Annotated in this window: 13 protein-coding genes; 11 read left to right on the plus strand and 2 right to left on the minus strand. The window is 62.4% G+C overall.

All coding sequences use genetic code 11. The annotated features are described in order from the left end of the window. The first annotated feature begins 34 nt into the window (after positions 1 to 34). Both V6M61_RS10190 and V6M61_RS10195 read left to right on the plus strand, forming a co-directional pair. Positions 35 to 1,324, plus strand: a complete 1,290-nt coding sequence (locus tag V6M61_RS10190) for an MASE1 domain-containing protein (RefSeq protein ID WP_332776456.1) — start codon at positions 35 to 37, stop codon at positions 1,322 to 1,324. Then, positions 1,314 to 2,816: an acyl-CoA-binding protein gene (locus tag V6M61_RS10195; RefSeq protein WP_332776457.1), complete on the plus strand. Its 1,503-nt coding sequence runs from the start codon at positions 1,314 to 1,316 to the stop codon at positions 2,814 to 2,816. Before V6M61_RS10190 ends, V6M61_RS10195 begins: the two co-directional genes overlap by 11 nt. Before the next feature lie 4 nt (positions 2,817 to 2,820). Here V6M61_RS10195 and V6M61_RS10200 read toward each other — a convergent pair whose 3' ends face one another. Next, on the minus strand, positions 2,821 to 3,654 hold the full coding sequence (locus tag V6M61_RS10200; RefSeq protein WP_332776458.1) for an undecaprenyl-diphosphate phosphatase: 834 nt from the start codon (positions 3,652 to 3,654) through the stop codon (positions 2,821 to 2,823). A gap of 182 nt (positions 3,655 to 3,836) precedes the next feature. Here V6M61_RS10200 and V6M61_RS10205 point away from each other — a divergent pair, with 182 nt between their 5' ends. The 6 genes from V6M61_RS10205 to V6M61_RS10230 all read left to right on the plus strand — a co-directional run bounded on the left by V6M61_RS10205 (position 3,837) and on the right by V6M61_RS10230 (position 8,669). Continuing rightward, a complete protein-coding gene (locus V6M61_RS10205; protein ID WP_332776459.1) occupies positions 3,837 to 4,247 on the plus strand; it encodes a DUF2306 domain-containing protein in 411 nt (136 codons plus the stop codon). Between the two features lie 41 nt (positions 4,248 to 4,288). After that, positions 4,289 to 4,579 (plus strand): 2TM domain-containing protein, encoded by a 291-nt coding sequence (locus V6M61_RS10210; protein ID WP_332776460.1) that lies wholly within the window; start codon positions 4,289 to 4,291, stop codon positions 4,577 to 4,579. Positions 4,580 to 4,619: 40 nt separating this feature from the next. Further along, the gene (locus tag V6M61_RS10215; protein ID WP_332776461.1) at positions 4,620 to 5,657 is read left to right on the plus strand and encodes a sensor histidine kinase; all 1,038 of its coding nucleotides are present in this window, start codon (positions 4,620 to 4,622) and stop codon (positions 5,655 to 5,657) included. Positions 5,658 to 5,662: 5 nt separating this feature from the next. Then, the gene (locus V6M61_RS10220) at positions 5,663 to 6,499 is read left to right on the plus strand and encodes a LytR/AlgR family response regulator transcription factor (protein WP_332776462.1); all 837 of its coding nucleotides are present in this window, start codon (positions 5,663 to 5,665) and stop codon (positions 6,497 to 6,499) included. Between the two features lie 180 nt (positions 6,500 to 6,679). After that, complete coding sequence (locus V6M61_RS10225) at positions 6,680 to 7,846, plus strand: branched-chain amino acid ABC transporter substrate-binding protein (protein WP_332776463.1); 1,167 nt, start codon at positions 6,680 to 6,682, stop codon at positions 7,844 to 7,846. Positions 7,847 to 7,862: 16 nt separating this feature from the next. Next, positions 7,863 to 8,669, plus strand: coding sequence for a DUF924 family protein (locus V6M61_RS10230; protein WP_332776464.1), 807 nt, complete (start codon positions 7,863 to 7,865; stop codon positions 8,667 to 8,669). Positions 8,670 to 8,751: 82 nt separating this feature from the next. Here V6M61_RS10230 and V6M61_RS10235 read toward each other — a convergent pair whose 3' ends face one another. Then, on the minus strand, positions 8,752 to 9,192 hold the full coding sequence (locus tag V6M61_RS10235; RefSeq protein ID WP_332776465.1) for a hypothetical protein: 441 nt from the start codon (positions 9,190 to 9,192) through the stop codon (positions 8,752 to 8,754). 132 nt (positions 9,193 to 9,324) lie between these two features. Here V6M61_RS10235 and V6M61_RS10240 point away from each other — a divergent pair, with 132 nt between their 5' ends. The 3 genes from V6M61_RS10240 (at position 9,325) to V6M61_RS10250 (ending at position 13,294) form a co-directional block, all read left to right on the plus strand. After that, entirely contained in the window at positions 9,325 to 11,118 is a 1,794-nt protein-coding gene (locus tag V6M61_RS10240) for a glutamine--tRNA ligase/YqeY domain fusion protein (RefSeq protein ID WP_332776466.1), read from the plus strand. Positions 11,119 to 11,161: 43 nt separating this feature from the next. Continuing rightward, the gene (locus V6M61_RS10245; RefSeq protein ID WP_332776467.1) at positions 11,162 to 12,442 is read left to right on the plus strand and encodes an STAS-like domain-containing protein; all 1,281 of its coding nucleotides are present in this window, start codon (positions 11,162 to 11,164) and stop codon (positions 12,440 to 12,442) included. A 543-nt stretch (positions 12,443 to 12,985) separates the two neighbouring features. Further along, positions 12,986 to 13,294, plus strand: a complete 309-nt coding sequence (locus V6M61_RS10250) for a nucleotidyltransferase family protein (protein ID WP_332776468.1) — start codon at positions 12,986 to 12,988, stop codon at positions 13,292 to 13,294. Positions 13,295 to 13,576 lie beyond the last annotated feature (282 nt).

Raw genomic sequence — 13,576 nt, forward strand, 5'->3', positions numbered from 1 at the left:
ACAATGCCGGTACAGCTTCCAAGGAGGACTCTTCATGCCCATCCCTTTCCTGCTCACCGCCTTGCTGACCTTCCTGGCCTGGGTCCTGGCGGCTGTGCTCTCCCAAGGCATCAGCCACGCGGCCACCAACAGCTCGGCCGTCTGGCTGGCCACCGGCATCACCTTCGGTGCGCTGCTGGTGGTCAAGGCCGCCAAACGCCCCGCCGTCCTGCTGGGCGCCGTCTGTGCCACAGTGGTCCTGGGCTTGCGCGACGGGCAGACGGTGGCGCAAGCCCTGGCATTTGGCGCCAACGAAGCCCTGGCAGCCGGGCTGGGCGCCTGGCTTGCACTGCGGCTTCGCACCGTCGCGCCCGACGCAGAAGCTGACCCGGGCAAGGCCTACGCCGGCCTGCTGTTGGGCGCCCTGCTGAGCGCCGCCATCGGCGCCAGCGTGGCGGCCGTGCTCTGGAGCTGGACCCGGCCCCAGGCGCTGCTTGCCGCCGAATGGCGGGTGTGGGCCTGCACCACCTTCGTGGGCATTTTGTTGATGGCGCCGCTGATCATTTCGCTGGCAGGCTTTCGCATCAGGCGCTCTGGCGGCATGCCCATGGCGCAGTTTCTGGCGGGCGCGGCCACCTTCGTGATGTTCCTGGTGGCGGCGGCGCTGATTTTTTCAAGCGATGTGTCGGACCGCTTTGGCGCCTCGCTGGGCCCCACGCTGACCTACCTGCCCCTGCCCTTCCTGGTGGTCACCGCCATCTTGTGGAAAGAGCGCGGCGCCACCCTCGCCACGCTGGCCGCCGCCCTGGCACTGATCGTGTGGAACAACGCCGGCGCCGGTCCGTTTTCAGAGATTGAGGGCTTCGCGGGCGAAGCCGTGATTGAGGTGCAGGGCTATGTGGCCGTGATGGCTTTGCTGGTCGGCGTGGTCAACACTCTGGGGGCGCGGAACGAACAGGCACTGGCCCAGGCGCAGGCCTGGCGCTTGCGCTACCGTCAGGTTCTGGAATCCAACCGCACCGTCATGGCCAGCTTTGACGCCCGCAATGGCCTGGCGCAGTGGGGTGAAGGCGCCGACGAACTGCTGCGCACCAGCACGGCCGCGCTGCTCACTGTGCAGGACTGGATTGCACATGCCGAGCAGCAGGACCATCCGGCCCTGCAGGCCGACTGGCGCGATCTCACGCAAGGTCACCGCAATCATGTCCTCTGGAAGCACGCCCTGCGCTGGAGCGATGGCAAAGTAGCCAGCGTGATCGCCCGTCTGTCGGGCGTGCGCGGCGCCGACGGCCAGGTCGAAGAGGTTGCCGCACTGCTTGAAGTCGAGGCCCCCCATGGTGGTTGAAACAGCGCCGCCCTCCTCGCCGGCCTCGTCTGCTGCGCCGGCGGTATTTCTCATTCACGGCCTGGGCGGCACGCAGTACGACCTGGGCTCCATGCACAAGCGGCTGAAAAATGCCGGCTTTGTCACGCATTCGCTGACGCTGCCCGGGCACGGCACCACGCCCGAAGACCTCAGCGCGGTGGAGGCCGAGCAATGGATGGATGCGGTCACGGCCAAATACCACGAGGTGGCGGCCCAGCATGAGACCTTTCATCTCATGGGCATGTGCATGGGCGCCCTGCTGGCCACCGAGCTGGCCAAGCGCCAGCGCCACACCCGCGGCAAACTGATTGCACTGGCACCACCCATCTACATCGATGGCTGGTCCACCCCCTGGTACCGCTCGCTGCGCCGGCTTCTTTACTGTGTGCCGGGCCTGCCCGCCCGCATGAAGGTCGAGGAAGAAGACCCGTTTGGCATCAAGAACGAGCAGTTGCGGGCCATCGTCAAGGCCAAGTTTGCGCGCGGCGAAAACTTCCATTACCGCTGGGTGCCGCTGGCCTGCATCCGGCAGGTCGACCGGCTGCGCGGCTGGGTGATGAAGGGGCTGGACGCCATGACCTGCGAAACCCTGGTGATTCATGCCCGAGAAGACGAGCTCACCAGCATCAACTCGGCCAACTACCTGGTCGAGCAGATTGGCGGCGCCAAAGCACGCATGGTGATTCTGGAGAACAGTTACCACATGATTTGCGTGGACAACGACCGCGAGCAGGTGGCGCGCAATGTGCTGGAGTTTTTCGGCGCCAGCAGCGCCGCGTCGCTGGGCATGGCGGTCGAAGACGCGCAGATGAGCCCGGACGCCCTGCTGGCTTTTGTCGCCGAGTTGCGCAGCGCCCTGGAAGCCGGCGACTTTGCCGCCCTGTTTGGCAAGGGCACGGCCGAGATGGCCTGGTTCCAGCCCGGCCACAACCGCGCCAGTGGCATGTTTCGCGGTCGCAAGGGGCTGCAGGCCTTGCAGCAATGGACCACACAAGGTCCGGGCCAGGTGAAGTTCACCGCCTTTGGCCAACCGGTGTTCAACGCCGGCATGGCCGTGTGGCCCGCCACCCTGGTGGCCGGCAGCCTGCTGTCGCAAGGCGTGCTGGCCTTCGCCGTGCGCGCCGGCAAGCTGCTGGACGCACGCTGGTTCCCGGATGATGTGGCGCTGGAAGATGCCCACTTTGGCAGCCCCGTGGCGCCCGCTGCCCCGAACGAGGCAGAGCGTGCATTTGAAGCGGCCAGCGTGGCCGTCAAAACCCTTGCACAAGCCCCTGACAATGAAGCCCTGCTGGATCTGTATGCGCTCTACAAACAGGCCACCGTGGGCGACGTGACGGGCGCGCGCCCCAGCGTGATGGACATGGTGGGCCGCGCCAAATACGATGCCTGGGCCCAACGGCAGGGGCAGGCCCGCGAAGCGGCCATGGCAGAGTACACCCAGCTGGTTGGGCGGCTCCAGCAAGCCACCTGAAAAATCAGGCCGCCCAAATCACCCAGCCCGCCTGGGCGGTGACCAGCACCACCACGCCGAAAGCGATGCGGTACCAGGCAAAGGGCACAAAGCTGTGGCTGGAGATGTAGCGCAGCAGCCAGCGCACACACAGCCAGGCGCTGATGAACGAAAACACCAGCCCCACGGCAAACATCGGGACATCAGCCACCGACAGCAAGGCGCGGTCTTTGTACAGGCTGTAGGCGCCCGCGCCGATCAGCGTGGGCATCGCCAGGTAAAACGAAAAGTCCGTCGCGGCCTTGCGCGACAGGCCCAGCAACATGCCGCCGATGATGGTGGCGCCGCTGCGGCTGGTCCCCGGGATCATGGCCATGCACTGCACCAGCCCCACCTTGAGCGCGTCCATCGCGCTCATGGTTTCGACATCCTGAATGCGCGCCACGGCCGGGTTGTTTTGCTGGCGTTTTTCAGCCCACAAAATGATGAAGCCCCCCAGGATGAAGGTGCTGGCCACCACCACCGGGGTAAACAGGTTGGCCTTGATGGCCTTGCCAAACAGCAGGCCCAGCGCCACGGCGGGCACAAAGGCGATGAAGACATTGAGCGCAAACGTCTGCGCCTGCTTTTCAGTGGGCAGCGCGATCAGCGTGTCGCGGATTTTTTGCCAGTAGACCAAAATGACGGCAAAGATGGCGCCGGTCTGGATGGCGATGTCGAACACCTTGGCCTTGTCATCGTCAAAGCCCAGCAACGCACCGGCCAGGATCAGGTGGCCGGTCGATGAGATGGGCAAAAACTCGGTCAAACCCTCGACGATGCCCATGATGGCGGCTTTGATCAGCAATGCAATGTCCACTTGAACTCCCAAAAACGATGGCCGATTATCGCTTTGGAAGGTGTGCGGCCCCGGGGGCCTCTTTTCACGCCGCCGGGCTGCATTTCGCGCGGCTCGCCCGGCATTTCGTCGCAAACAGTTGGCAGCCACCCCTCTTGCCCCGCAAAATCCATCCCACAGATTCAGCCAACGGAGAACACGCCATGGAACTCACACCGCTCATCGCCGTTCACATGACAGCCGCCATCACCGCCACGGCCATAGGCCCCGTGGCCCTGTGGGCGCGCATGGGGAGCACTCAGCGCCCGCGCCTGCACCGGGCGTTTGGCTACGCCTGGGTCACGCTGATGGTCATCACCGCCATCTCGGCCATCTTCATCCGCGACTTCACGATCCCCAATATTGCGGGTTACACGCCCATCCACCTGCTGGTGCCCTTTACCCTGTTCGGCCTGTTCGGCGCCATCGCCTACATGCTGCGGGGCGACATCGCCCGGCACCGCAAGACCATGCAAAAGGTCTACATCGGCGCCTGCATCGTGGCCGGCGTCTTCACCCTGCTGCCCGGCCGCTACCTGGGGCGCCTGCTCTGGACCCAGCTGGGTCTGCTCTGACACCTGATACACCCCGGACCTGACAACCCCAAGGACCCACCATGAACACCACCCTGAGCCAGGAAGAGCTTGAAAACCTCGCCCGAAAACGTGCCGCCGCCCGCATGAGCTGGTACATCCACGCACTGGTCTTCATCGCCCTCAACACGGTGTTTGCCGCCGCCTCCCTTTTCACCGGCCACCATTGGGCGGTTTTCCCGGCGTTTGGCTGGGGCCTGGGCCTGATGATTCACGGCCTCGTGGTCTTCATGGCCCTGCCCGGCAGCGGCCTGCACGAGCGTCTGCTCCAGCAGGAGCGGCAAAAGCTGGCCACGCAGCGCGATCCGTGGTGAGCCGCATCCCTGCGTTTTGCACGGGCGGCATACTCTAGCCATGCCAGCCCCCACTCTTGCGCCCGTTCTGCTGCGCGCCGTGCAGGCTGCCGCCCTGAACACTTTCATCGCGCTGGGCATCACCCTGTTTGGCGAGCGCAGTTTTGGCGAGAACTTCCTGTACTCCCAATGCATAGGCCTGAGCATCTGGGCGCTGATTGACCTTCCCCGGCTCGGGCTTGTGAAGAACTGGGACACCGAATGGCGCCGCCTGGTGCTGCTGGTGCCGCTGGGCGTGGTGCTGGGCTACACGGTGGGCATGCTGCTGGCCAATACCCTGCTGGGCAAGGAGAACACGGCATTTTTGACGTCCGAGCCGCGCAAAACCATCGGGTTCCTGGCCATGAGTCTGGTCGCCGGCGCGGTGGCTACCTACTACTTCCTGAGCCGCGAGCAGCTCGCCGAAGCCCGCGCCCACGCCGAGGCCCTGCAGCGCCAAGCCGCCGAGAGCCAGCTCAAGCTGTTGCAAACGCAGCTCGAGCCGCACATGCTCTTTAACACCCTGGCCAACCTGCGGGCGCTGATAGGCGCCGACCCGGCCCGCGCGCAGGCCATGCTGGACCACATGATTGCCTACCTGCGCGCCACACTGGGCGCCTCGCGCGCCGCCACGCACCCGCTGCAGGCCGAGTTTGACCGCCTGCAGGACTACCTGGAACTGATGACCGTGCGCATGGGCCCGCGCCTCTCCTACACGCTGGACCTGCCACCCGCGCTGGCCGCGCTGCCCGTGCCCACGCTGCTGCTGCAGCCGCTGGTTGAAAACAGCATCAAGCACGGGCTGGAGCCCCAGGTCGCCGGCGGCGACATCACGGTCAGCGCCCGGCAAAATGGCGGCGCGCTGGTGCTGGAAGTGCTGGATACCGGGGCCGGTCTGCCGGCAGCCGCCAGCGTGGCAGCCCGGACGGGCGCCGGTTTCGGGCTGGCGCAGGTGCGCGAACGGCTGGCCACCAGTTGCGGCCCCCAATCCGCTATCGATTTAATAGCTTCTCCCGCAGGCGGAACGCTGGCCAGAGTCACCATTGCCTTACACCCATGAGACCCATGAGCTCCAACCCCGCCACCGCCCTGATTGCCGAAGACGAGCCCCTGCTGGCGCAGGCCCTGCAAGCCGAGCTGGCCCGCGCCTGGCCCGGGCTGCGCGTGCTGGCCACCGTGGGCGACGGCGCCTCGGCCGTGGTGCAGGCCCTGCAGCTCTTGCCCGACGTGCTGTTTTTTGACATCCGCATGCCGGGCCAAAGCGGCCTGGAAGCCGCCGCCGAACTGGCAGACGCGTGGCCGGTGTCGCCAACGAGCGCCCGGCCCTTCCCGGCGCTGGTGTTTGTCACCGCCTACGACCAGTACGCCGTCGAGGCGTTTGAGGCGCAGGCGGTCGACTACCTGCTCAAGCCCGTGCAGGCCGCCCGCCTGCAAAAAACCGTGTCAAAAGTGCAGCTAACCCTAGCCCATCGGGCACAGGCAGCTATCAGTTTGGAAGCGGATTTTGACCGCACCCTCAGCCAACTGAGCCAGTTGCGCCAATTGCTCAGCCCCGGCCAGCCCCTGCTCAGCCAGCCCCCGCTGCAGGTCATTCAAGCCAGCGTGGGCAGCAGCATCCGCATGGTGCCGGTGGCCGAAGTGATTTACTTTGAAGCCGCCGACAAATACATCCGCGTGCTCACCGCCGGCGCCGAATACCTGATCCGCACACCCCTCAAGGAACTGCTGCCCCAGCTCGACACGCAGACCTTCTGGCAGGTGCACCGCGGCACCGTGGTGCGCGCCGGCGCGATCGACAGCGTGACGCGCGACGACGCCGGCAAACTGGCCTTAAGCCTGCGCGGCCGGCCCGAGAAGCTGCCCGTCAGCCGCCTGTACAGCCACCTGTTTCGGGCGATGTAGCTGGCAACGGCCTGCCCAAGGCCTGCCGCGCCCCAAGCCGCCCACGTTGCCACAGCTTCCTGCTTTTGTATTAGCAAAACTAATCAATTGAAAGTTACAACAGGCCGTGGGTTAAACCTGATTTCGCAGCGCCAGGTGGGTCAATACAGTTTGTTACCTCAACCTATCCGGAGCGCATTCATGCACACCCCTTTCCGTCGCCGTAGCGCCATAAGCGTGATGGCCCTCGGTGCTATCAGCATCAGCGCCACCCTGCTTCTTGCCGGCTGCGACCGCGTCCCCGACAGCATCAAGATTGGCGTCGCCCAACCCCTGTCCGGCGGCATTGCAGCCCTGGGCCAGGACCTGCACAACGGCGTCAAGCTCGCCGTTGACGAGCTCAACAAGGAAGGTTTCAAGATCAAGGGCAAGCCCGTCGCCATCGAAATCGTTGTGGTCGACGACCGCTCCGACGCCGCCGCCGGCAAGGCAGCCGCCCAGCAGCTGGTCGACGCCGGTGTGGTCGCCGTCATCGGCCACCTCAACTCCGGCGTCAGCATTGAAGCCGCCCCCGTCTACGGCGAAAAGAACATTGCCCAGCTGGCCATTTCAACCAACCCGAAATTCACCCAGCTCGAGTTGCCCACCACCTTCCGCCTGGTCGCCAACGACACGCTGCAGGCCAAAGCCATAGGCGCATTTGCCGCCAACCAGCTCAATGCCGCCAAGTTCGCAGTGGTCGACGACGGCACTGCTTACGGCAAGGGCCTGGCCGATGGCGCCGTGGCCCAGTTGAAGGCCGCCAAAAAGGAAGTCGTGGTGCGCCAGTCGTTTGACGACAAAACCACCGCCTTTGACGACCTGGCCGGCAAGCTCAAGGCCGGCAGCGTGGAAGTGGTGGTGACCACGCTGAACGATTTCCAGGTGCTGGCGCTGCTCGAAGCCCTGAAGAAAGTCGACCACACCCAGCTCAGCATTCTGGGCGGCGACACCATCAAGACCACCACCATGCTCAAGGGCATCGGCATGGTCAAGGGCCTGTACGCCACCTCGCCCATCCTGGATGCCAAAGAGTTCGTGACCGGCCAGCGCTTCCTTGAAAAATACCGCGCCGCCTACAAGATCGAGCCGGCCTACGGCGGCCACTACACCTACGACGCCATGCACGTGCTGGCCGGCGCCATCAAGCGCGCCAACTCCGCGGATCCGAAGAAAATCACCGAGACCCTGCGCACGCTGGACGGCTACGCCCCGGTCACCGGCTCCATGAAGTGGGACGCCACCGGCGAGCAGCGCTACGGCGTGGTGGGCGTCTATTCGGCACGCGCCGGCAACTGGGACATGCTGATCCGCTCCGACCGCTGGTAAAGTCAAGCCTGACCTGATGCCATCCTCCATTGACGCCCCCCTCCTGCCCAGCGCCCACGCGGTGCTGGACTTCTGGCTGGCCGACGGCCTCAGTAATTGGCCCCCACGCTGGTCGCTTGCGCGTGCTGCGCTGCCCCACGAGGGGGCTGCGTCTGCCAGGGGCGGCCCGGCGCCGAAGCTCTCGACCCCCACGCTCGGCACTGCCGTGTCCTCGCTGCCCCCCGAGGGGACTGTGCCGGCTGGGGGCGGCCCGGCGCCGACACCGGGTTGGCCCAGCCAGAACCTGAGCCAGCGCTGGTTTGGCGGCGGCCCACAGCTCGACTCGCAGATCAAGACGCAGTTTGGCGCGCTGGTAACGCAGGCCATCGGTGGCGGCCTGCAAGACTGGGAAAACACACCCGATGCGCCCTTGAACCGGCTGGCGCTGGTGATTTTGCTCGACCAGTTCACCCGCAACGTGTTTCGCGGCAGCGGCCGGGCGTTTGCCGGCGACGCCCGCGCGCAGCAGCTGGTGCGCCAGGCGCTGGCGCAGCACTGGGACCGGCAGTTGCCCTGGGTGGCCCGTGTGTTTTTGTACATGCCCCTCATGCACGCGGAAGACCTCGCCCTGCAGGACGAGTGCGTGCACTGCTTTACCCGGCTGCACGCCGAGGCGCCCCAGGCGCTCAAGGCCCAGCTCGCCGGCCACCTGGACTACGCCCACCAGCACCGTGACATCATTGCCCGCTTTGGCCGCTTCCCCTACCGCAACGCCGCCCTGGGCCGCATCAGCACGGCGCAAGAAGAAGTCTTTTTGCAGGACGGTCCGCGCTTCGGGCAGTGACTACCCCATAGCGGACAGCAAGCAAAAAGCCCGCAGGCTCCGGCCTGCGGGCTTTTTTTAGGGTGGCTGTCAAACCACTGGCTCAGCGGTCGTAATAGTAGCCGGAGGGCTTAAAGCCGTAGGGGCCATGCACATAGGGCTGCGGCCCTGCCTGCACGTAATAGCCCCCTTTGCGGTAGCTGCCGCGACGGTCGTCATCATCATCGTCATCACGGTCATGGTTACGATGCTTTTTATGCCAGCCATATGGGCGGCCGTAGTACACCGGTGCCGGCACCACATACACCGGGCGCGGCTGCACGTAAACGGGTGCGGGTTGTACATACACCGGCTGAGGATAGACATAAACCGGTGCAGGCTGCACATACACGGGCCGCGCATTGGTCACGCCCACGGCAATGCCGGGCGACTCCACACCGATGGACCAGTACACGTTGTCACGCGCCTGGGCGGCACCGGTAAAACCCAGCACCGCCAGGGCGGCCACTGCGGCCTTGCCATAAACAGAGTGGATTGTTTTCATAACTTTCTCCTTAACAGGGCAAGAATGCCCATGTACTTATTAAACGCGTCACCGCTGTAACCGCCTACCGCCTGCACAGTTAAGAAAGTTGCCAAACGTAACGGGGCGATTCAGCCGTCTAGAATCAGTGGCATGAGCTCCAAGCCCCCCATCTCTGCTGAAAAAGAAACCACCAAGCCCAGCAACTTTTTGCGCCAGATCATTGAAAAAGATCTGGCCGAAGGCACTTACGCCAGCCGCCACTGGGGCGGCAGCCCAGGTGATGCGGCACACCATGCGGCCGGCCCCGCCGACCCGGCGAGGGTGCGCCTGCGCTTTCCGCCCGAGCCCAACGGCTACCTGCATGTGGGCCACGCCAAAAGCATTTGCCTGAACTTCGGCCTGGCGCGCGACTACGGCGGCGTGTGCCACCTGCGCTTTGACGACACCAACCCCGAAAAAGAAGACACCGAATACGTCAGCGGCATCATTGACGCCGTGAAGTGGCTGGGCTTTGGCTGGGACAACCATGGTGAAACAAACCTTTACCAGGCCAGCGACTACTTTGACTTCATGTACCGCGCCGCCGAGTACCTGATCGAAACCGGCCATGCCTATGTCGACGAACAGACCGCCGACGAAATGCGCGCCAACCGCGGCGACTTTGGCCACCCCGGCACCGACAGCCCCTTTCGCAGCCGCACGCCCGACGAAAACCTGGCGCGCTTTCGCGAAATGCAGGGTGGCAAACTGCCCGACGGCGCCGCCGTGCTGCGCGCCAAGATCGACATGGCCAGCCCCAACATCAACATGCGCGACCCGGCCATCTACCGCATTCGCCGCGCCCACCACCACAACACCGGCGACAAATGGTGCATCTACCCCATGTACACCTTTGCGCACCCGATCGAGGACGCACTGGAGCAGATCACCCACAGCATTTGCACGCTGGAGTTTGAAGACCAGCGCCCGTTTTACGACTGGCTGCTCGACAGGCTGTGCGAAGGCGGCCTGATCGCCACACCGCACCCGCGCCAGTACGAGTTTGCACGGCTCAACCTCACCTACGTGCTCACCAGCAAACGCAAGCTCGCGCAACTGGTCAACGAAAAGCGCGTGAGCGGCTGGGACGACCCGCGCATGCCTACCATCGTCGGCCTGCGCCGGCGCGGCTACACCCCCGAAGCGCTGCAGCTGTTTGCCGAACGCATAGGCGTGACCAAGAGCGACAGCTGGATTGACTACAGCACACTGGAAGGCGCACTGCGCGACACGCTGGACCCAATCGCCCCGCGCGCCATGGCCGTGCTGGACCCGGTCAAACTCGTGCTGACCAATTGGGACGCCGTCATGGGCGCGAACAAGCTCGACGAATGCAGCGCCCCCGTGCACCCGCACCACCCCGAGCTGGGCAAGCGCAACTTCAAGATCGGCAAGGAAGTGTGGATTGAACGCACCGACTTTGAAGAGACGCCGCCCAAAGGCTTCTTCCGCCTGTTCCCCGGCAACAAGGTGCGCCTGAAATACGGCCACGTCATTGAATGCACCGGCTGCACCAAAGACGCCAGCGGCCAGGTCACCGAAGTGTTAGCTACGCTGATCCCCGACACCAAGAGCGGCACACCCGGCTCGGATGCTGTCAAGGTGAAAGGCGTGATCACCTGGGTCGGCGTGAACGATGCGGTGCAGGCTGAAGTGCGTTTGTATGACCGCCTGTTCAGCGCGCCCCACCCCGACACAAGTGGCAAGGATTTTCTGGAAGAGCTGAACCCCAACAGCCTGAAGACCGTGACCGCGTATGTGGAGCCGTCACTGGCCCAAGGGAAAGGCGACGACAAGTTTCAGTTTGAGCGTCATGGGTACTTTGTGGCGGATCGGGTCGATCATGCGACGGGGAGGCCGGTGTTTAATCGGGTGACGGGATTGAAGGATTCTTGGGGGAAGTAGATCAGCGACCCCTCGTGAGCCAAACGTCAGTCAGGGGATAACAATGCCGGAATTCGCGCCCTTTCAATTGGGACGGGAGAAAGATCGGATCACCATATCCGGAACATTCGCAGCGCAGGATGTACGTCGCGTCCTTGCAGCTATTCATGATGCCGTAAACAAGCGTGGCTATTCTGAGGTTGAGCTCGACTTCTCTCGCTGTACCTCGGCATTTTCTGCCGCGATGCTTCCATTGTGTGCGCACGCCCTTCAACTCCGATCCAACAGGATTGATTTTCGGCTAGTAATGCCAGCCTCTGAGCGTTTGGCTCGTCTGTTCGACAATACAGGCTGGTCGAATTTTTTATGTCCGCGTGATCACGAAACACCGCGACGAAATGGTTTGGGGAAACAGTTTCCTGCCGCGATTTACACGAGCCATGAACAGCAAGACATGTTGCTAAATGAGCTCCTGGAAAAGCTTCTTGCGGTAATTCCGAACTTCAACAGGACTGCATTCGCTGCCGTTGAATGGGCACTTAATGAGATCACGGATAACGTCACCAATCACAGTCAATCGAGTATCGGTGGGCTGCTGCAACTATCAGTTTTTGATGTGGCAAAGCAAAAAGTCGAGTTCACTGTAGCTGATGCTGGATTGGGAGTCGCCCAAACGCTACGTTCAGCCAAACCTGAGATTGCAAGTGATGTGGATGCGTTGCTCCAAGCCGTAAGGTCTGGCGTTACTCGGAACGCTAAGGATTTTCAAGGAAATGGACTTTACGGGACGCTTGAGATTTGTAGAGCCGGGGGCGGGCGTTTCACCTTGAATGCTGGACATGCAGCACTCATCTGCGCAAATGGCACTGTTCAGGCAAAAAATGAACCGATTCCGTATACAGGAACAACAGTAGACGCATTGATTGACTTCTCGGTACCCTCGTTACTTGAAAAGGCACTTGCTATAGATGGTGTAGTACATAAGCCTGTCGACTACATTGAGCTGAAATATGAGCAAGATGACCTGAAAGCTATTCCTTTCAGAGTCCGAGAACAGGCCCTATCGTTCCGTTCGCGACCAGCAGGGCGACCGGTGAGAACGAAGCTGGCCAATCTAATCGAGAACTGCCCCGGCCAAATCCTATTCGTGGACTTCGAAAACATTACAGTCGTTTCAAGTAGCTTTGCCGATGAGGTTTTCGGAAAATTATTTGTTGAACTTGGACCTATGCGATTTATGCAGACCGTTCGTCTCATTAACGTAAGCCCAACGGTTCAGGCATTGATAGATCGCGCTATCAAACAGCGGATGCAAAATCCAGCAATCACCGACTACGGCGAATAATGGAATTGAAATCAGGGAATTACTCAGGAGTCCGAAAGTAGTGCGACATACTTTGTCATCCTGAGCGCGGCGAAGGATCTCGGTATGCCGGCAAGATTCTTCGCCTTGCTCAGAATGACAGCATGGGTGGCGAAATCGGGGTCAGATTCCAATTAAATTTCAAGCTGATCGAACAGAAGCACGTAAAACAGCCTTGACTGACGAGATTTAAACAAAATCGGCCTCCAGCCCAATAAGCACTTGCATCAGTAGCTATCAAAAACATAGTACGCACCACATTGAAGTCGATGCCCCACGCCTTCTCGGCCGCCAGTTCAAGCAAGCTCCGGCTGGTTTCGTGCCCTTAATCGCAAACGCACTCAAAACGAACCCGAGCGCCACTCCCGCGAAGAGGTAAAGGCAATGGCGTCGGCATTGAGCAGCTACATCCGCGCCAGGCTCGACAAATAGGTCGCTATGCTTTTAGTAGCTGCTTGCGCATACTCCACGGGCACTAAAGGCCAATTTGACACAGAACCGCCTTACCCCGTTAAACTTCAATCCATGCATCCCGCCATCGCCCAACACCGTTCAGGCATTTCCGCCATCTGCCAGCGCTACCGCATCCGCCGGCTGGAAGTGTTTGGCTCGGCTGCACGGGCGGACGACTTCAACCCCGCCAGCAGCGACGCTGATTTCTTGGTGGAGTTCGCGCCCGATGCGCAGCCGGGCTTGGAGGCATTCTTCGGAGCCAAGGCCGAACTAGAGAAGTTGCTGGGCCGTGGTGTGGATTTGGTGGAGCCCGGTGCGGTACGCAACCCCTACGTATTGGCCAGCATCAACCGCAACCGCGAAGCCGTCTATGCAGCGTGACCCACGCGCCTTTCTGTGGGATGTGCGCGAGTCGGCCTTGGCGAATACGAAGGCCTACTTGATGTGGACGAGCGGCTGGTGGCAGACCTGATCGCCGCCACGCAAGCAGTGGCCGATGCGTTGCCCGGATGAAATCATGGCCAGATTCCAGTTGCTCTGTTTTTAATAGCACGTTACGCCCATCCATCAAGGGCAGGAAGCCAATTCTCCCTACAAGCTCTTAGCGTTTTTCGAACTTTCCACCGTGCAGAGTTAGGCGCACACCCCTACGAATTGGGCCGC

Origin of the sequence: Polaromonas sp. (genome assembly GCF_036676035.1) — a bacterium.
In the GTDB taxonomy this organism is placed as follows: Bacteria; Pseudomonadota; Gammaproteobacteria; order Burkholderiales; family Burkholderiaceae_C; genus Polaromonas.